This is a genomic window from Pseudomonas nitroreducens, assembly GCF_014204515.1.
In the GTDB taxonomy this organism is placed as follows: Bacteria; Pseudomonadota; Gammaproteobacteria; order Pseudomonadales; family Pseudomonadaceae; genus Pseudomonas; species Pseudomonas nitritireducens_A.
In genome coordinates, this window is sequence record NZ_JACHLI010000028.1 from 54,882 (window position 1) to 73,452 (window position 18,571).

General features: G+C 66.8%; 16 protein-coding genes and 1 pseudogene. 7 read left to right on the forward strand and 10 right to left on the reverse strand.

Going from position 1 to position 18,571, the window contains the following annotated elements; genetic code table 11:
* Positions 1-94 precede the first annotated feature (94 nt).
* From HNP46_RS26730 to nirK, 6 genes are all read right to left on the reverse strand, one after another.
* Positions 95-277, reverse strand: coding sequence for a protein DnrP (locus tag HNP46_RS26730; RefSeq protein ID WP_184595046.1), 183 nt, complete (start codon positions 275-277; stop codon positions 95-97).
* A gap of 3 nt (positions 278-280) precedes the next feature.
* Positions 281-964, reverse strand: a complete 684-nt coding sequence (locus HNP46_RS26735; protein ID WP_184595132.1) for a Crp/Fnr family transcriptional regulator — start codon at positions 962-964, stop codon at positions 281-283.
* A 108-nt stretch (positions 965-1,072) separates the two neighbouring features.
* Positions 1,073-1,744 carry an iron-sulfur cluster repair protein YtfE gene (ytfE, locus tag HNP46_RS26740; protein WP_184595048.1) on the reverse strand — a complete coding sequence of 224 codons (672 nt, stop codon included), beginning with the start codon at positions 1,742-1,744 and terminating at the stop codon, positions 1,073-1,075.
* A 103-nt stretch (positions 1,745-1,847) separates the two neighbouring features.
* Complete coding sequence (locus tag HNP46_RS26745; protein ID WP_184595050.1) at positions 1,848-2,576, reverse strand: Crp/Fnr family transcriptional regulator; 729 nt, start codon at positions 2,574-2,576, stop codon at positions 1,848-1,850.
* 65 nt (positions 2,577-2,641) lie between these two features.
* Positions 2,642-3,457 carry an SUMF1/EgtB/PvdO family nonheme iron enzyme gene (locus HNP46_RS26750; RefSeq protein ID WP_184595058.1) on the reverse strand — a complete coding sequence of 272 codons (816 nt, stop codon included), beginning with the start codon at positions 3,455-3,457 and terminating at the stop codon, positions 2,642-2,644.
* A 61-nt stretch (positions 3,458-3,518) separates the two neighbouring features.
* Entirely contained in the window at positions 3,519-4,649 is a 1,131-nt protein-coding gene (gene nirK, locus HNP46_RS26755) for a copper-containing nitrite reductase (RefSeq protein WP_184595060.1), read from the reverse strand.
* 247 nt (positions 4,650-4,896) lie between these two features.
* On the opposite strand from nirK, the pseudogene HNP46_RS26760 reads away from it, so the two are divergent.
* Together HNP46_RS26760 and HNP46_RS26765 are read left to right on the forward strand one after the other, a co-directional pair.
* Positions 4,897-7,075, forward strand: a pseudogene (locus tag HNP46_RS26760) (outer membrane assembly lipoprotein YfiO).
* A gap of 4 nt (positions 7,076-7,079) precedes the next feature.
* Positions 7,080-7,787, forward strand: coding sequence for a DUF3142 domain-containing protein (locus HNP46_RS26765; RefSeq protein WP_184595062.1), 708 nt, complete (start codon positions 7,080-7,082; stop codon positions 7,785-7,787).
* A gap of 459 nt (positions 7,788-8,246) precedes the next feature.
* Here HNP46_RS26765 and yegQ read toward each other — a convergent pair whose 3' ends face one another.
* Entirely contained in the window at positions 8,247-9,647 is a 1,401-nt protein-coding gene (yegQ, locus tag HNP46_RS26770; protein ID WP_184595064.1) for a tRNA 5-hydroxyuridine modification protein YegQ, read from the reverse strand.
* A 306-nt stretch (positions 9,648-9,953) separates the two neighbouring features.
* Positions 9,954-11,423 carry a glucose-6-phosphate dehydrogenase gene (gene zwf / locus HNP46_RS26775; RefSeq protein ID WP_184595134.1) on the reverse strand — a complete coding sequence of 490 codons (1,470 nt, stop codon included), beginning with the start codon at positions 11,421-11,423 and terminating at the stop codon, positions 9,954-9,956.
* 97 nt (positions 11,424-11,520) lie between these two features.
* Here zwf and hexR point away from each other — a divergent pair, with 97 nt between their 5' ends.
* Entirely contained in the window at positions 11,521-12,405 is an 885-nt protein-coding gene (gene hexR / locus HNP46_RS26780; RefSeq protein WP_017521521.1) for a transcriptional regulator HexR, read from the forward strand.
* 279 nt (positions 12,406-12,684) lie between these two features.
* The gene (locus HNP46_RS26785; protein ID WP_184595066.1) at positions 12,685-12,900 is read left to right on the forward strand and encodes a PA3496 family putative envelope integrity protein; all 216 of its coding nucleotides are present in this window, start codon (positions 12,685-12,687) and stop codon (positions 12,898-12,900) included.
* Here the strand turns inward: HNP46_RS26785 and HNP46_RS26790 are convergent.
* The gene (locus HNP46_RS26790) at positions 12,854-13,789 is read right to left on the reverse strand and encodes a LysR family transcriptional regulator (RefSeq protein WP_138213613.1); all 936 of its coding nucleotides are present in this window, start codon (positions 13,787-13,789) and stop codon (positions 12,854-12,856) included. The two genes, HNP46_RS26785 and HNP46_RS26790, sit on opposite strands and share 47 nt — an antisense overlap.
* 241 nt (positions 13,790-14,030) lie before the next feature.
* Here HNP46_RS26790 and HNP46_RS26795 point away from each other — a divergent pair, with 241 nt between their 5' ends.
* The 3 genes from HNP46_RS26795 (at position 14,031) to HNP46_RS26805 (ending at position 18,061) form a co-directional block, all read left to right on the forward strand.
* Positions 14,031-15,446: an acetyl-CoA carboxylase biotin carboxylase subunit gene (locus HNP46_RS26795; RefSeq protein WP_024766119.1), complete on the forward strand. Its 1,416-nt coding sequence runs from the start codon at positions 14,031-14,033 to the stop codon at positions 15,444-15,446.
* An 11-nt stretch (positions 15,447-15,457) separates the two neighbouring features.
* Positions 15,458-17,272: a sodium-extruding oxaloacetate decarboxylase subunit alpha gene (gene oadA / locus HNP46_RS26800; RefSeq protein WP_184595068.1), complete on the forward strand. Its 1,815-nt coding sequence runs from the start codon at positions 15,458-15,460 to the stop codon at positions 17,270-17,272.
* 159 nt (positions 17,273-17,431) lie between these two features.
* Complete coding sequence (locus tag HNP46_RS26805; protein ID WP_260403275.1) at positions 17,432-18,061, forward strand: c-type cytochrome; 630 nt, start codon at positions 17,432-17,434, stop codon at positions 18,059-18,061.
* 45 nt (positions 18,062-18,106) lie between these two features.
* Here the strand turns inward: HNP46_RS26805 and HNP46_RS26810 are convergent, their stop codons facing one another.
* On the reverse strand, positions 18,107-18,496 hold the full coding sequence (locus HNP46_RS26810; RefSeq protein ID WP_184595070.1) for a DUF5339 family protein: 390 nt from the start codon (positions 18,494-18,496) through the stop codon (positions 18,107-18,109).
* Positions 18,497-18,571: the final 75 nt, after the last annotated feature.

The window sequence follows — 18,571 nt, forward strand, 5'->3', positions numbered from 1 at the left end:
GGAGCTTGCGATACCCATCAATGCGGGCCGGCAAGCTTGGCGATGGGTATCGCTGCGCTCCACCCATCCTACGAAGAGCTCGCCGGCATGCGGGTCAGCGCGGCAACCAGGCCATCATCACCCCGCAGAACACCGTGAGAAGCACGCAGTACCAGGCAAAGCGCCGCAGCCGGCGCTGCTTCGCCAGTTCCTGGCCCACCGGTAGTGGCATCCCGCATTGCGGGCAATCCGCAGTGCCCTCGGGGCTTTCGTGCAGGCAGTACAGGCACTGGCGCATGGCCTACTCGAACTGCTCCAGGCGAGCGACGTCGAGCACCTGCACGGTGCGGCCGTCGAGGTCGATGATGTGTTCGTCGATCAGCCGCCGCAGCACGCGGGAGAAGGTTTCCGGCTGGATCGACAGGTGCCCGGCCACCAGCTGCTTGGCCATCGGCAGGTCGAAGCGCTGGTCCGTGCCGCCCTGGCGGTTGAGCTGGGTGAGCAGGTAGCGCACCACGCGGTGGGTGGAGTTCTTCAGCGACAGCGTCTCGATCTCGTTGATCCGCCGGTGCAGGCGCACGCAGAGGGTGGCGAGCAGGGAGAAGGGCAGCTGCGGGTTGCTGTGCAGCAGCTCCATGTAGGTGCGGTTGGCGAAGCGGTAGACCTGGGTGGGCTCCAGCGCCTGGGCCGAGGCCACGTAGTCGGGGGTGTCCATCAGCATCATGGCTTCGGCGAAGGTCTGCCGGCTGCCGACCACTTCCAGGACCTTCTCCTGGCCCTCCGGGGTCAGGCGGTAGATCTTCACCGCGCCGGAAATCACGAAGTAGAAGGCGTGGGCCGGTTCACCCTGGAGGAACAGCTTGTCGCCCTTCTCCAGGTTGAGCAGCGAGCTGGTGGCCAGCAGCTGCTCCAACTGTTCCTCGTTAAGCACGTTGAACAGGTGGTGGCCGCACAGAATCTGGTGGTGCACGCGGTGCGCGAGCATGGCGGAGCGCTCCTGGGCGGGGACGATCCCGCCAGTATGCGCGCCGCCGTCCGGCGGCGTGGTGAGGCAAGCTGTCACGGGTCGCCCTCCTGGCGGCGTGGCCGGCGTTCAGGCCGGGTGGTTGGCGCCCAGGAACAGCAGGTTGTTCTCCAGGTGGATGTGCTGCATCAGGTCGCGGCGCAGCTCTTCCAGGCCGCTGTAAAGACGCCGCCAGCTGTTGCAGCCGTCCGCCGGCACGGTGAGGTCGTCGGTCAGGTCGGCCAGTACGGCGAGGGACTGCGAGTGTTCGTCGTGTTCATGGCGCATCACGCCGATCGGGCCCTGCACGTGGGTCAGCGGGATGCCCTGGCGCAACCAGGGGAACAGCACGCTTTCCTCTTTGCACATGTGCCATTCCAGTTCTTCCTGGATTTTCTTCAGGTGCGCGGTGAGACCGGCCGGGCATTGTGGGTGCGCGGCGTGGGTGTTCTCGACGCGCTCGGCCAGCGGGATCAGCGCCGGCAACTGCTGGCGGTGGACCTGGTGGTAGCGTTCGAGGATGTGGTCGATCAGCTGGTCGTTGCTGGTCAGGCGCCAGTCGGTCTGGTCGTTGGCCGGGGGCAGCGCCTGGAGTTCCTCGGCGATGCGCTGGGCATCCAGGCCCTGTTCGCTGGCCGCGTCGAGCAGGCTGCGCTGGCCGGCGCAGCAGAAGTCGAGCTTGTAGTCGTGGAACAGCGCGCAGCTGCCCGGCAGGCTGAAGGCCAGGTCGCTCAGGGTGCGTTGGGTGAGGGGATCGGTCATGGCGGGCCTCGGCTGGGGTGGGGCACGGCGGCCGTGTGGCCGTCCGTCCTGGGAGGAGGCCGCCAGTCTAGGGAAGCCGGCGCCCGCGACTCCTTGATTGCAGTCAAGTGGCGAGGGTCGCGGCCTCCCGTTCGTCGCCGCCGGCCACCGCCATCAGTTGCTGCGGGTCGCGCACCAGCAGCTTCTGCCGGCCGCCGATGACCAGTCCGCGATCCTCCCAGGCGCTCAAGATGCGCGAGACGGTGTGCAGGGTGGTGCCGGTCATCTCGGCGATGTCCTGGCGGGTCACCGGGAAGTCGATGCGGATGCCCTCGGCCTCCGGCCGCCCGGACTGCTGCACCAGGCGCAGCACGGTGTGGGCGACGCGCCGTTCGACTTCCTCGGTGGCCAGCTCGCAGAAGCGCACGTGGGCTTCCTGCAGGCGCTCGCCGATGGCCTGCACGGTGTTCAGGGCGAAGCCGGGGTGGCGCGCCAGCAGCGGTTCCCATTGCGTGGTGGGCCAGGCCAGCACCAGGCTTTCCTGGGTCGCCGTGGCGGTGGCCGGGTAGTCGCGCCGGCCCAGGGCACGGACGAAGCCGAACAGGTCGCCGGGATTGACCACCCGCACCAGCACGCGCTGGCCGTCGCAGGTCACCTGGGTGGCTTTCAGGCGGCCATGGACCAGCAGGTAGAAGGCCTCCGCCGGGGCGCCCTGCTCGAACACGGCGCCGCCGCCGCGCACGCGCAGGATGCTGGCGTGGCGCAGGATGTCGGCCTGCTCGTCACGGTTGCTGCCGGCGAAGGGCGGCAGGCTGGCCAGCCACGCGCGGTTGAGAGGGGGATGGGCGGTCACGGCAAGGATTCCCGGCGGTTCGCCGCAGCATAACCATTAAGCGCCGTGGCGAAACTTGAGGGGAATCAAGGGATGTCCCTGACCAGCCGGAAGCCCAGGTTGTCCGGCGGCTGCCCGGCGGCGCAACCGCCGCCGCGGGCGTCGCGGACGAAGTCGTTGAGCGCGGCGCGATGGCGGCCCTCGGCGATGCGGATCGAACAGGCCTCGATGCGGCTGAGCGCTGCGCCCGCGGCGTCGAGATTGACGCGCTGGTGGCAGCTCTGCGTCCACTCCCAGACGTTGCCGCCCAGGTCGGCGATGCCGAATTCGTTGAGGCCATGGCTGCCCCGCGGTTGCGGCTGCGCCGGGCCGACGGTGCGGGTCTGCGCCTCGAAGCTGTAGCGGGCCAGCCAGCGCCGCGCCGGGTTGCTGCCGTCGTCGCCGTCGATGCGCAGGGCGTCGTCGGCCCAGCGCGAGCCGGCGAAGAACGCCCATTCGCGGTCGCTGGGCAGGCGCCAGGTCTGCCCGGTGCGGCGCGACAGCCAGTCGGCGTAGAACTGCGCGTCCAGCAGGCTGACTCCGGTCTGCGGCAGTTCGGCAGCGGTCGTGGCGGGTTCGCCGAGCGACAGGCAGTTGCTCTCCGCCACGCAGCGGGCGTACTCGGCCTGGCTGACCTGGAACTTCATCACTTCGAAGCGCGGTTGCAGGTTTTCGACCGACGATGGCGCATCGATCGCGCGTTTCTCCTGCCAGTAGTCGCCGGCCGGGCGAAAGGTGAAGGCGCGCGGGCTCAGCTGCACCGTTTCCGGCGCGAGCCCGCTGTCGTGGCGGGGCATCAGCAGCAGGGCGGCGGCGCCCAGCAGCAGCGCGGCGGGTACGCCGATCAGGGGCGCCTTGTGCATGGTTGCAGCATCCTTGGCTCACCGAAGGGAAGGGCCGGCCCGTGTGGGCCGGCCCAGGGTCTTACTTGATCGGCGTCGGTGGCTCGATCTGGCTCATCAGGTCGGAATTCCACTGCCCCTCGACCTGGAAGTGCGCAGTGGCGCCCAGCAGCACGCCCTCGATCAGGTTGTGGTTGAGGTAGGCGTACAGCCCCGGCTGGCGGAAGGTGTAGAGCGCCGCACCGGCCGCGCCGCCGGGGATGAACCAGGTTTCCAGGTCTTCCTCGGGCGGGTTGTTGAACTTGCCGGTGGCCCAGACGTGGTCGCCGTGACCGCCGATCAGGTGCGGACGGGTATCGCGGTTGGCCTGGGAATGGACGATCAGCACGGTCTCGCCGACCTTGGACTGCAGCGCATTCTTGCCGGTCAGGGCGCCGACCTTGCCGTTGAACACGATGTGGCTGGGGATCAGCCCCTTCATGACTTCCTGCATGTCGTTGAAGCCTTCCATCGGCGAGGCGTAGCGCTTGAACTTGCCGTCCTTGTCGCGCGGCACGTAGAAGTCCTGCTCGCCGACATAGAACACCTTGTCGTACTGCAGGGGCTTGCCGTGGCGGTCCTTCAGGCCATCGCGCGGCAGCACCATGATCGCGCCGTTCATGCCCGACACCACGTGCCAGGGGATCATCGCCCCGCCCGGCGCGCAGTGGTAGACGAACACCCCGGGACGGGTCGCACGGAAGCGCAGCTTGACCTGTTCGCCGGGGCTGACGTGGGTCAGCCCGCCGCCGCCCAGGGCGCCGGTGGAGGCATGGAAATCGATGTTGTGGGCCATGCTGTTGCTGGCCGGGTTGACCAGGGTGAGTTCGACGTAGTCGTCCTGGTGCACCACCATCAGCGGGCCGGGCACCGAGCCGTTGAAGGTCATGGCGTGCACCTGGGTGCCGTCATCGTCGAGCTCCAGGGTCTTCTCCTCGATGGTCAGGGTGAACTCGACCACCTTCGGCTTGCCCTTGGCGCGTTGCTCATGGGCATGCACCAGCGGTGGGGTCAGCAGCTCCACCTTGGTTCGCTGGAATTTGGACAGGTCCGGCGCCGGGCCCATGGACTGGGGCGCCGCCTCCGCCTCGGCCAGCGCCCGGCCGCTGCCGAGCACCACGGCGCCGGCCAGCAGCGTGCGGCGGGATAGGGACATCTCTTCCTGATCATGCATGGGGTGTATCTCCGTGATCGACGAACTGTCGTGGCCACAGAAATACCCGCTGGGTAGGAAGATTCTTTGCGCCGCAGCAAACAAGGGTGCGGCTGGACAACGTGTCGCAGGGGCGGCTGTGCGCTGGATCGCGTTTACAGTCTTGTTCCCGGTGAAGCGGGCAAGTGCCGTTGCGGCGTTGTAAGATTCCCCCTCTGAGCTGATTCGCCGTGCCCGCGGTGCGGGCCCCAACGGACAAGGATTCTTCATGCGTCTGCACGGACTCACCCTGCTGGCCCTGATCACCGGCTGCCTCGCCGTGCAGGAAGCGCGCGCGAGCAGCGACGACTCCTGCTACCCCAGCTGGAACCTCAAGCGCGACTCGCTGGACGTGTGCAACAACCTGCCGTTCCTGAGTCCGGGCAACGACAGCCGGGTCAACCTGCAGCTGCTGCTGGCCGATGCTGGCCAGGCGAGTATCCCCAACCGCGCCCTGTCGGACGACGAACAGCAGCTGGGCTACGGCCAGGTGCCGTTCCCGCTGGCGCGCTGGAGCGAGGGCGCAGCGGCCGGCGAGTCCACCACCGGCAATGCCAGCACCGCCCAACTGGCCGACCTGGCCGCGCGCATCGGCCTGCCGGCGGACAGCCTGCCCGCCACGGCCGACAGCTTCGCCAGCGGCGAAGGCAGCCGCTGCCGCAGCAACAACGTCGACACCGCCCGCGATTTCCTCAGCCAGCTGCTGCTGACCGACAGCCTCACCGGCACCGACCGCCAGGGGCTCGCCGGTGCGCGCCTGACCCTGCTGGGTGCCTGCCAGTGGGACGAGACCCAGCTCAGCGTGCTGCTGCCCGGCGACCTGCAGGGCGCCCAGGCCAAGGCCTACCGCAGCTACCTGAAGGGCGCGGCGGACTTCTACAGCGGGCGCTTCGGCGAGGCGCTGAAATCCTTCCGTGGACTGCTGGAGAGCGATCAGCCCTGGCTGAAGGAAACCGCGCGCTACATGGTCGCCCGTGCGCTGCTCAACCAGGCGCAGCAGAATGCCTTCGACGAGATGGGCTACCCGGACCTGCGCAAGGTCGACAAGAAGCTCCTCGCCCAGGCCGAGACCGCGCTGGGCGACTACCTCAAGGCTTATCCACAGGGGCAGTACGCCGCCTCGGCCCAGGGCCTGGTGCGCCGCGTCTACTGGCTGATGAGCGACGAATCGCGGCTGGCCGGCGAGTACGCCGCGCTGTTCTCCCGAGAAGATGCCGACGACCTCGCCCAGCTGGTGCAGGAAGTCGACAACAAGCTGCTGGTCACCGCCCACCCGGCCGACGTGCGCGATGCGCGCCTGCTGGCGGTACTCGACCTGATGCAGATGCGTCACCGCGACTCCAGCGAACCCCGCGCCCTGGACAGCGCCGGCCTGGCGGCGCAGAAGGACCTGTTCGCCAAGTACCCCGGCCTGCACGACTACCTGACGGCGGCCTACCAGCTGTATGTCGAGGAAAATCCCGAGCAGGCGCTGCAATCCCTGCCCGAGCAACTGCCCTCCAGGCTCGACTACCTCGCCTTCAGCCAGCAGACCCTGCGCGGCTTCGCCCTGGAGGCCGGTAACGACTGGATCGGCGCCGAGAAGCTCTGGCTGCGCCTGTTGCCGCTCGCCGCTCGCCGAGCAGCCGCTGCAGCGCGAGCAGCTGGAGCTGGCGCTGGCCTTCAACTACGAGCGCAGCGACCGCCTGGTGAAGGTGTTCGCCGAGGGCTCGCCGGTGCGCACGCCGATCATCCGCGAAATCCTCCTGCGCCACATCGCCGGCCCCGAGCTGCTGCGCCAGCAGGCGAAATCCACCGGCGTCTCGGTGGAGGAGCGCGATACCGCGCTGTTCGCCCTGCTCTACAAGGACCTGCTGCACGGCCAGTACCAGGCCTATATCGACGACCTCGCGCTGCTGCCCACCGACGGCAGCGGCAAGCCGCTGGGCGCCAGCATCGGCTACCTCTACGGCAGCCTGCCGCTGTCGCTGTTCCAGTGGCCGGGCGGCAAGAACGACACCGGCTACGAATGCCCGGCCATCGTCGACATCGCCCGTGACCTGCAACAGAACCCGCAGCCGCCCCGGGCACTGAACTGCCTGGGCGAGTTCATCCTGCGCAACAACCTCGACGGTTTCCCCCTGGATACCCAGCCCAGCCAGCGCGAGCTGGGCGGCGGCGAGTCGCTGTTCGCCGGCAGCGCCTATTCGCGCATGGACGGCTACCTCAAGGTCATCGCCGACAAGCAGGCGCCGGAAGAGGACCGCGCCTACGCGCTGTTCCGCGCCATCAACTGCTACGCGCCCAGCGGCTTCAACGGCTGCGGCAACCAGGACATTGCCCCGGCGCAGCGCAAGCAGTGGTTCCGCGCCCTCAAGGGGCAATACTCGGCGACGCCCTGGGCCAAGGCCCTGAAGTACTACTGGTAAGCCCGTGCGGCGCGTCCTGGCCCTGACCCTGGCGCTGTTCGCCGGCCACGCCAGCGCCGCCGTGGTGGACGCCGCCGGGCATGATGCCTTCTGGCTGTGGAGCGGCGTCGCGCCGCAGCCGGTGCTGGCCGGGGCACGCACCCTCTATGTGTTGCAGGGACAGGTCAGCGCACCGCGCCACCGCGATGGCCGCGCCCACCTGATCGCCCAGGGTATCGCCATCCCGCGCCTGAAGCAGGGCGAGGTCTGGGTGGTCTACCGCGCCCACACCCTGCGCTGGAACGAGGACATCTACCGCACCCTGCTGTCCCAGCTGCGCCGCTGGCGCGCGGCCGGCAACCCGGTGGTCGGCGTGCAGATCGACTTCGATGCGCGCACGCGCTACCTGAACGAGTACGTCGACTTCCTCCAGGACCTGCGTACGCGCCTGCCGAAGGATTGCCGGCTGAGCATCACCGGGCTGATGGACTGGGGCAGCAACGCCGCGCCGGAAACCCTCAACCGCCTGGCCGGGGTGGTGGACGAGGTGGTGGTGCAGACCTACCAGGGGCGCCACACCATCCCCAACTACCAGGCCTACCTGCCACGCGTGGCGCGACTGCAGCTGCCCTTCCGCATTGGCCTGGCGCAGTACGGGCAGTGGCAGGCACCGGACTACCTGGCGAAGAGTCGGTGGTTCAGGGGCTATGTGGTGTTTTTGCAGAATCCATAACCGCGCAGGTTGGAATCGGGTAGGGCGCATAACGCTTCGGGCGTTATCCGCCATCGTGGCGGATAACCCGTTCCGGGTTATGCGCCCTACAGTCAGCAGGGGGCGTGTTGATGGTGCGGGCGGTGGGTCGATCGCGGACGGAGTCCGCTCCTGCGCTCGCCTGAGGTTTCGTCGTACGGCCCGTACGCGATGGCGTTCACCCGTAGGAGCGGACTCCGTCCGCGAGGCTTGCCGCCAGCAGAGAACTCGACCCCGTAGGATGGGTGGAGCCTAAGCGATACCCATGCTGCCAGCGCCCGGACTGATGGCTATCGCTGCGCTCCACGCCATCCTACGTTCGAGCCGGACGGCTGGTGAGGCAGGTGTAGGAGCGAGCTTGCTCGCGAACCGCGCAGCCCCCGAGCTGCCGGTCAATCCGTTCGCGAGCAGGATCGCTCTACAGGGTATGCATCGGCGCGATCAACTGCCGCCACACCCGCACTTGCCGCAATCGTTGCCACAACCGCCGGCCGCTGACTCGCGCGCATCCCGCGTGGAGCAGCCACGGAGATTGCGCATCAGCAGGGCGTATTGCAGGTCCAGTTCCTCGGGCAGCGGGATATGCACCACATGCCCGTCACCCGGCGCGACGCCGATGGCTTCGCCGCGATTGTTCTCCATGGCGTGGAGACGGAAGGTGCGGTTGCCAGCCGGGGTCATCAGCTCGACGCTGTCTCCGACTTCGAAGCGATTCTTCACCCGCACCTCGGCCAGGCCATTGCGCCGCTCGCCGGTGAACTCCCCAACGAACTGCTGGCGCTCGGACAGCGAGTGGCCGTACTGGTAGTTCTGGTACTCGTCGTGCACGTGGCGGCGCAGGAAGCCCTCGGTGTAGCCGCGGTGGGCGAGGGACTCCAAGGTGTCCATCAGGCCGCGGTCGAAGGTGCGACCGGCGACGGCATCGTCGATGGCCTGGCGGTAGGCCTGGGCGGTGCGCGCGACGTAGTAGTGGGACTTGGTGCGGCCCTCGATCTTCAGCGAATGCACGCCCATCTGCGCCAGACGCTGCACATGCTGGATGGCGCGCAGGTCCTTGGAATTCATGATGTAGGTACCGTGCTCGTCCTCGAAGGCCTCCATCAATTCGCCGGGGCGGTCGCCTTCTTCGAGCAGGACGATGTCCTTCGATGGCGCGCCGATGCCCAGGGTCGGCTCGACTTTGCGCACCGCGTGGCCCAATTCGTCCTCGTGGGCGGCGTGGGTCTGGTATTCCCAGCGGCAGGCGTTGGTGCAGGTGCCCTGGTTGGGGTCGCGACGGTTGATGTAGCCCGACAGCAGGCAGCGCCCGGAGTAGGCCATGCACAGCGCGCCGTGGACGAAGACTTCCAGCTCCATGCCCGGCACCCGCTCGCGGATCTCGCCGATTTCCTCCAGGGACAGCTCGCGGGACAGGATCACCCGCTTGAGTCCCTGCTGGCGCCAGAACTCCACGCTGGCCCAGTTCACCGCGTTGGCCTGCACCGAGAGATGGACATCAACCTCGGGGAAATGTTGGCGAACCAGCATGATCAGGCCGGGATCTGACATGATCAGCGCATCCGGCCCGAGGGCGATCACCGACTCGACGTCCTGCAGGAAGGTCTTCAGCTTGGCGTTGTGCGGGGCAATGTTGACCACCACGTACAGGCGCTTGCCCAGGGCATGGGCCTCGTTGATGCCGGTGGCGAGGTTGGCGTGGTCGAATTCGTTGTTGCGCACCCGCAGGCTGTAGCGCGGCTGGCCGGCATAGACGGCGTCGGCGCCATAGGCGAAGGCGTGCCGCAGGCTCTTCAGCGAGCCGGCGGGGCAGAGCAGTTCGGGGGAAAGCGGCGTGGGGGACATGGTGGCGGAACGCGTGGTGGGAAAAAGGCCGCCACTCTAGGAAATCCGCGGGCTGCGCGTGCTGAGCGAGGTCAACGGAGGTGCTTTTCGTAGGAGCGAGCTTGCTCGCGAACTGCATAACCCTGAGCTGGCCCTGTTCGCGAGCAAGCTCGCTCCTACAAGGGGCCGTTGGCGTAGGAGCGGACTCCGTCCGCGATGGCATCCGGCGCGAGGCGAACCCATCGCGGACGGAGTCCGCTCCTACGAAAGCTTGGTCTTCCTGGCGCGTGGATTGGCCTCATCCGGCGTGGCATTCATCCGACAACATCACTCCAGCCAGCGCCGCCCCTGCAGCTCCAGCAACGTCTGCGCCTGCTCCGGGCCGTTGCTGCCGGCGGCATAGGGGCGCGGGCTCAGGTAGTGCTCGTGCCAGCCCTTGATGATCGGGTCGACCCAGCGCCAGGCCGCTTCCACCTCGTCGCGGCGCATGAACAGCGTCGAATCGCCCTCGATCACGTCCAGCAGCAGGCGCTCGTAGGCGTCCCAGCGGCGCTTGTTGGTGCTGAAGGCCTGGGCCAGGTTGAGGTCCAGCTCCACCGGCTCCAGCTGCATGCCCTTGCCCGGTGCCTTGGCCATCAGCTGCACGCTGATGCGCTCCTCGGGCTGCAGCCTTATCCACAGGCGGTTGGCCGCACCACCCGCGCTGCCGATCAGCCCATTGGGCGCCGGCTTGAACTGGATGACGATCTCCGAACACTTCTTCGCCATGCGCTTGCCGGTGCGCAGGTAGAACGGCACGCCGGCCCAGCGCCAGTTGTCGATCTCTGCCTGAACGGCGACGAAGGTCTCGGTATCGCTGTCGTTGTCGACATTTTTCTCGAACCAGTAGGCCGGTACTTCCTGCCCGCCGATGTGCCCGGCGGTGTACTGGCCGCGCACGGTGCGGTCCTGGACGTCCTGGCCGGAGATCGGCTTGAGCGCCTGGAGGATCTTCAGCTTCTCGTTGCGCACCGACTCGGCGTCGAAGCGTACCGGCGCTTCCATGGTCACCAGGCAGAGCAGTTGCAGCAGGTGGTTCTGCACCATGTCGCGCATCGCCCCGGCGTGGTCGTAGTAGCCGCCGCGGTTCTCCACGCCGAGGGTTTCGCTGACGGTGATCTGCACGTGGTCGATGTGGCCGTTGCGCCAAACCGGCTCGAACAGGGTATTGGCGAAGCGCAGCGCCATCAGGTTCTGCACGGTTTCCTTGCCCAGGTAGTGGTCGATGCGGAACACCCGCGATTCGTCGAACACCTCGCCGATGGCCTGGTTGATCGCCAGCGCCGACTCCAGTGAATGGCCCAGCGGCTTCTCCAGCACGATGCGCGCCAGCGGCCCGGCCAGGCCGGCGTTCTTCAGGTTCTGTGCAATGGGGGCGAACAGGCTGGGGGCGGTGGCCAGGTAGTGCACCAGCACGCGGCCTTCGCTGCGCTTGAGGGCCTTGGCCACGCGGCCGAAATCGGCGCTCTGCGAGGCGTCCATCGCCACGTACTCCAAGCGCTGGGCAAAACTGCGCCAGGCCTCGGCAGAAAAGTCGCTGCGCGCCACCTGGGCGCGGCAGTTGCGCTCGGCCAGGGCCAGGTAGGCGGCGTTGTCGCGCTGGCTGCGGGCGAGGGCGAAGATCCGCGTGTCGGCCGGCAGGCGATTCTCCCGGTGCAGGTGGTAGAGCGCCGGGAGCAGCTTGTGCAGCGCCAGGTCACCGCTGCCGCCGAACACCAGGATGTCGCAGGAGCTGGGGAGACTAGGGCTGGCGGGCATCATCACGGACTTATTCCCTGGGCTTTACGGGTGGCTTTGTAGTATAACTACAACAAGACTACAGAAATCTCAGACAACTATCACCGAGCCTAATCCTGTGAACCTTTTGCAGCACATTGCCCAGTCGCGTCATCTGCTCCGCAAGTCGGAGCTCAAGGTTGCCGATCACGTGATGCAGGACCCTGCATCGGTCATGCACAGCTCCATGGCGGACCTCGCTCACAGTGTCGGTGTCAGTGAGCCGACCATCGTGCGCTTCTGCCGCGCCATCGGCTGCAGCGGTTTCCAGGACCTCAAGCTAAAGCTGGCGCAGAGCCTGGCCGCCGGCGCCAGCTTCGGCCAGTTCTCGATCAACGAGAGCGACTCGGTGGCGGACTTCAGCCTGAAGATCTTCGACACCACCCTGCACTCGCTGATGGAAGTGCGCGAGCACCTCGACACCCACGCCCTGGAGCGCGCCATCGCGGCGATCGCCCATGCCCAGCGCGTCGAGTTCTACGGCTTCGGCGCCTCCGGCGCGGTGGCGGCGGACGCCCAGCACAAGTTCTTCCGCCTGCTGCTGTCGGCCGCGGCCTACTCCGACCCGCACATGCAGGCCATGTCGGCGGTGACCCTGAAGCCTTCGGACGTGGCGATCTGCATCTCCCAGTCCGGCCGCTCCAAGGACCTGCTGGTGACCGCCAACCTGGTGCGCGAGGCCGGCGCCACGCTGATCACACTGTGCCCCAGCCAGACCCCGCTGGCCGACCTGGCCACGGTGAACCTGGCGGTGGACGTCCACGAAGACACCGACATCTACACCCCGCTGACCTCGCGTATCGCCCACCTGGTGGTGATCGACGTGCTGGCAATGGGCGTGGCCATGGCGCGCGGTCCGGACCTGGTGAATCACCTCAAGAGCGTGAAACGCAGCCTGCGTAGCCTGCGCCTGTCGCCGAAGGTGGTGAAGAACCATGAGGAGCGGCCGGAAGAGGCGTCCTGACCGCTGGTTCGCGACGAACAGACCCTCACCCTAACCCTCTCCCAGGAGGAGAGGGGACCGTAAGGTGTGAGGTGGCACCGCAGCATCAGCCGGCACGTTCGGCTCCCTCTCCCTTAGGGAGAGGGCTGGGGTGAGGGGGAAGCCCCAGCTCGGGTTTCCCGGCAAAGGGGCTTTTCGACCACTCGTCGCCGTCACCCGCGCTTCACCACCCCGTCGTCAAACGGTCATCCCCCGTCAGCATGCTGGCGTCTCCAGCCCTTCGGCCTTGGGAGATGCGAGATGCCCCGCCATATCGACGACACCCAGCTCCAAGTGGATAGCAAGACCCGCCGCAAGCTCGAAGACCAGCGGCGCATGCAGTTCCGTCGCGCCATCGAGGACCGCGTGGAGGCCCAGCGCCTCGCCCTCGAAACCTCCGATTACCCCGATCTGATCGCCGCCGCCTACCTCACTTCGGCGAAGGCGGCCCGGCGAAGCGTTCGGCCAGCTGGCTGATCAGCGCCCGCTCTTCACGGATGAAGGCGACGAACGCCTGGGCCACCGGGCTCAGGCGCTTGCCGCGGGCGTGCACCAGGCACCAACTGCGGTAGAGCGGCAGCTCTTCCACCGGCAACTCGTGGAGCAGCCCGGACTGCAGTTCGCGGCTCACCGCGTGGCGCGGCAGCAGCGCCAGTCCCAGCCCCGCCAGCACCCCTTCCCTTGAGCCCTCCAGCGAAGCGAATTCCAGCGTCTGCGGGAAGTGCGCGCGTTTCTGCTGGAAGTGTTCCTCGCAGGCCTTGCGCGTGCCCGAGCCGGGTTCGCGGATCAGCAGCGGATAGGGTTCAAGGTCCTTCAGCGAGAGCTTGGCGGCGTTGCACAGCGGGTGGTCCGGCGGCGCCACGGCCACAATGGGGTTGTTGAGAAAGGGCAGGAACTCCAGCGCCATGTCCTGCGGCACCAGGGACATGATCACCAGATCGTCGCGGTTGTCCGACAGGCGCTTGATCACCTGGGCGCGGTTGACCACCGTGAGGTTCAGGCTGACGTCCGGGTGCTGCGCGTGGAAGGCGGCGAACAGGTGCGGAGTGATGTACTTGGCGCTGGATTCCACCGCCAGGCGCAGCTGGCCCTGCAGCGAGCCCTTGAGGTCGGAGAGGTTCATGTCCAGCACTTCCAGGCGCTGGAAGATGTCGGTGGTGGCGCGCAGCAGGGCGTCGGCGGCATCGGTCTGGTAGAGCTTCTTGCCGATGTACTCGAACAGCGGCTGGCCGACCAGTTCTTCCAGCTGGCGGATCTGCAGGCTGACCGCCGGCTGGGTCAGGGCCATTTCCTCCGCGGCGCGGCTGTAGGAACGGCTTTCGCAGACCGCGCGGAAAACCTGCAGCTGGCGAAGGGTCATACGCATCAATGACTTACGCATAGAACTCGGCCTGATCGCGACATTTTCGAGCAACTATAAATCATTCTTTATGGCTACCCCAATAATTATTGATTTTGGTTAATCCTCCCTCCCGCGCTAGGGTAAAAACACGCCGGAACCCGCTCCGGCCCAGCAATATCCACAAGAGAATCCAGCTGCCGTCAGCGGCGCTGCCGATGGGTTTTTACGCCGGGGTCCAAAAGGCCCGGGCCGAGGGAAAGCCGCAGTGATCAAGAAAATCCTGATCGCCAACCGTGGGGAGATCGCTGTCCGGATCGTGCGCGCCTGCGCCGAGATGGGCATCCGTTCGGTGGCCGTCTATTCCGATGCCGACCGTCACGCCCTGCACGTCAAGCGCGCCGACGAAGCCCACAGCCTCGGCGCCGATCCGCTGGCCGGCTACCTCAATCCGCGCGCCCTGGTGAACCTGGCGGTGGAAACCGGCTGCGACGCCCTGCACCCGGGTTACGGCTTCCTCTCCGAGAACGCCGAGCTGGCGGATATCTGCGCCGAACGTGGGATCAAGTTCATCGGCCCGTCGGCGGAAGTCATCCGCCGCATGGGCGACAAGACCGAAGCGCGGCGCAGCATGATCGCTGCCGGCGTGCCCTGCACCCCCGGCACCGAGGGCAACGTCGCCGATCTGGCCGAAGCGCTGTCCGAAGCCGAGCGCATCGGCTACCCGGTGATGCTCAAGGCCACCTCCGGCGGTGGCGGCCGTGGCATCCGCCGCTGCAACAGCCGCGAAGAGCTGGAACAGAATTTCCCCCGCGTCATTTCTGAAGCCACCAAGGCCTTCGGCAGCGCCGAAGTCTTCCTCGAGAAGTGCATCGTCAACCCGAAGCACATCGAGGCGCAGATTCTCGCCGACTCCTTCGGCAACACCGTGCACCTGTTCGAGCGCGACTGCTCGATCCAGCGCCGCAACCAGAAGCTCATCGAGATCGCCCCCAGCCCGCAGCTCACCCCCGAGCAGCGCGCCTACATCGGCGATCTCTCGGTGCGCGCGGCGAAGGCCGTGGGCTACGAGAACGCCGGCACCGTGGAGTTCCTGCTCGCCGATGGCGAGGTGTACTTCATGGAAATGAATACCCGCGTGCAGGTGGAACACACCATCACCGAGGAAATCACCGGCATCGACATCGTCCGCGAGCAGATCCGCGTGGCCTCCGGCCTGCCGCTCTCGGTCAAGCAGGAAGACATCATCCACCGTGGCTTCGCCCTGCAGTTCCGCATCAACGCGGAAGATCCGAAGAACAACTTCCTGCCGTCCTTCGGCAAGATCACCCGCTACTACGCGCCCGGCGGCCCCGGCGTGCGCACCGACACGGCGATCTACACCGGCTACACCATCCCGCCGTACTACGACTCGATGTGCCTGAAGCTGGTGGTCTGGGCGCTGACCTGGGAAGAGGCGCTGGACCGCGGCCTGCGGGCGCTGGACGACATGCGCGTGCAGGGCGTGAAGACCACCGCCGCCTACTACCAGGAAATCCTCAAGAATCCGGAATTCCGTAACGGCCAGTTCAACACCAGCTTCGTCGAAAGCCACCCGGAACTGACCCAGTACTCCATCAAGCGCACCCCGTCGCACCTGGCCATCGCCATCGCTACCGCCATTGCCGCCCACGCTGGCCTGTGAGGAATTCGTACATGACCGTTGCCAAGAAAGTCTCCGTCACCGATACCATCCTGCGCGACGCCCACCAGTCGCTGCTGGCGACCCGGATGCGTACCGAAGACATGCTGCCGATCTGCGACAAGCTCGACCAGGTCGGCTACTGGTCGCTGGAAGTCTGGGGCGGCGCCACCTTCGACGCCTGCGTGCGCTTCCTCAAGGAAGACCCGTGGGAGCGCCTGCGCAAGCTCAAGGCCGCGCTGCCCAACACCCGCCTGCAGATGCTCCTGCGCGGGCAGAACCTGCTCGGCTACCGCCACTACAGCGATGACGTGGTGCGGGCCTTCGTCGCCAAGGCGGCAGTCAACGGCATCGACGTGTTCCGCATCTTCGACGCGATGAACGACGTGCGTAACCTGCGCGTTTCCATCGAAGCGGTGAAGGCTGCCGGCAAGCACGCCCAGGGCACCATCGCCTACACCACCAGCCCGGTGCACACCATCGACGCCTTCGTTGCCCAGGGCAAGGCCATGGCCGACATGGGCGTGGACTCCATCGCCATCAAGGACATGGCCGGCCTGCTGACGCCTTACGCCACCGGCCAACTGGTCAAGGCGTTGAAGGATGCGCTGCCGCTGGACGTGGTGGTGCACTCCCACGACACCGCCGGCGTGGCCAGCATGTGCCAGCTGAAAGCCGTGGAAAACGGCGCCGACCGCATCGACACCGCGATCTCCAGCATGGCCTGGGGCACCAGCCACCCGGGCACCGAATCCATGGTTGCCGCCCTGCGCGACACCCCGTTCGACACCGGCCTGGACCTGGAGCTGATCCAGGAAATCGGCATGTACTTCCACGCCGTGCGCAAGAAGTACCACCAGTTCGAGAGCGAGTTCACCGGCGTGGATACCCGCGTGCAGGTCAACCAGGTTCCGGGCGGGATGATTTCCAACCTGGCCAACCAGCTCAAGGAGCAGGGCGCGCTGAACCGCATGGCCGAAGTGCTGGCGGAAATCCCCCGCGTGCGCGAAGACCTCGGCTTCCCGCCCCTGGTCACCCCGACCTCGCAGATCGTCGGCACCCAGGCGTTCTTCAACGTGCTGGCCGGCGAGCGCTACAAGACCATCACCAACGAGGTGAAGCTCTACCTGCAGGGCCGCTACGGCAAGGCGCCGGGCAAGATCAACGAAGCGCTGCGCCGCCAGGCCATCGGCAACGAGGAAGTCATCGACGTGCGCCCGGCCGACCTGCTCAAGCCGGAACTGAACAAGTTGCGCGAAGAGATCGGCAGCCTGGCCAAGTCCGAAGAGGACGTGCTGACCTTCGCCATGTTCCCGGACATCGGCCGCAAGTTCCTCGAGGAGCGCGCCGCCGGCACCCTGAAACCCGAAGAGCTGCTGCCGATCCCCAACGGCAAGGGCGTCGCTGCTGCTGGCGGTGAAGGCGTACCGACCGAGTTCGTGGTCGACGTGCACGGTGAGAGCTACCGCGTGGACATCACCGGCGTCGGCGTGAAGACCGACGGCAAGCGCCACTTCTACCTGTCGGTGGATGGCATGCCGGAGGAAGTGGTGTTCGAGCCGCTCAACGAGTTCATCGGCGGCGGTGGCAACAAGCGCAAGCAGGCCAGCGAGCCGGGCCATGTCAGCACCACCATGCCGGGCAATATCGTCGATGTGCTGGTGAAGGAAGGCGACAGCGTGAAGGCCGGCCAGGCCGTGCTGATCACCGAAGCGATGAAGATGGAGACCGAGGTGCAGGCGGGTATCGCCGGTACCGTGAAGGCCATCCACGTAGCCAAGGGCGACCGGGTCAACCCCGGTGAGATCCTGGTTGAAATTGAAGGCTGACCAAGGACAGACGGGTCTTTAAGGTTCAGTCCCACGGGGGAGCACGATGCTCCCCCTTTTTTTTGCCCGCAGGATTCGTCGCTTTGCTTGATCTGCGTCGGAAACTTCCTAGGCAAACCCATTAGCGTCGACGCTGGGAAAACTGACCAGGGTGCGGTGATGGGGAGAGTCGTTCTGTTGTGGATGCTGTTGTGCGCCAGCGCCCAAGCATCGGAGATGATGGACCGGCTCGCCGTCCTGGAGCAGGACCCGGCCAAGCGCGAGCAGGCTTATGCGGCCGCCGAGGAGCGCATCCTGCTGTGCAGCAAGTGCCACGGCAAGGACGGTAACAGCAAGCGCGACTACATCCCCAACCTGGCCGCGCAGAACCCGCAGTATCTCTTCGATGCCTTCGAGAAGTACGTCGATGGCCAGCGCACCGATTTCGTGATGAACCAGGCGGCCAAGCTGCTGACCCTCAACGAGCGGGTCAACATCGCCTACTACTTCAGCCAGCAGAAGGTCCTGCCACGCACCGAAGCGGCGCCTGATCCGGCGCTGGTGGAGCAGGGGGCACAACGCTTTGCCACGGTCTGCGTGACCTGCCATGGCGCCGGCGCCATGGGGCATGACGGCTTTCCGCGGATTGCCGGGCAACCCGGGACCTACCTGACGCATGCCCTGCAGCGTTACCGCGACAACGACCCGAGCCGCGCCGGATCACCCATGCTGGGCGTGGCGGCGCTGCTCAGCGATGCGGACATCACTGCGCTGGCGGCCTACCTGAGTCAGATACCGGCGGCGGACTAGGACCGACCGGCCGCAGTGGGCCGGCGGTCGCTCAGCGGCGGGCGATCACTCGCACTTCAGTGCTGCCGCCATCTGGCCGAACTGGTCGTTGGCGGCCTTGCAGCCGGCTACCAGCTGGGATTTGTCGGACACGGCGTTCCACTGCGCCTTGGATTGCTCCAGCGCCTGATCGAACTGGGCAGCAGCGCCACCGGCCTTGGTCACGCAGGCTTTGACGCGGGCGACGTAATCATCGCATTCCTTCGGCAGCTCGGAGCTGGCTGCGCTGGCTTGCGGGGCTGCAGGAGCCGCAGGAGCTGCTGCAGGAGTGCTGGCGGGGGACGCGGAGGATTGCGAGGAGGCTGCCGGAGCGGCGCTCTGGCTGGTGGATTCGTCTTTCTTGTCGCAGGCCGCGAGCATGGCGCAGGCGGCGAACAGGATGAACAGCTTTTTCATGGAGTGCTCACTGGATGACGATTGGCAGAGTTCGGTCGGTTGACCGGGTTGCAAGCTTTGCCTTGTGGAGCACCC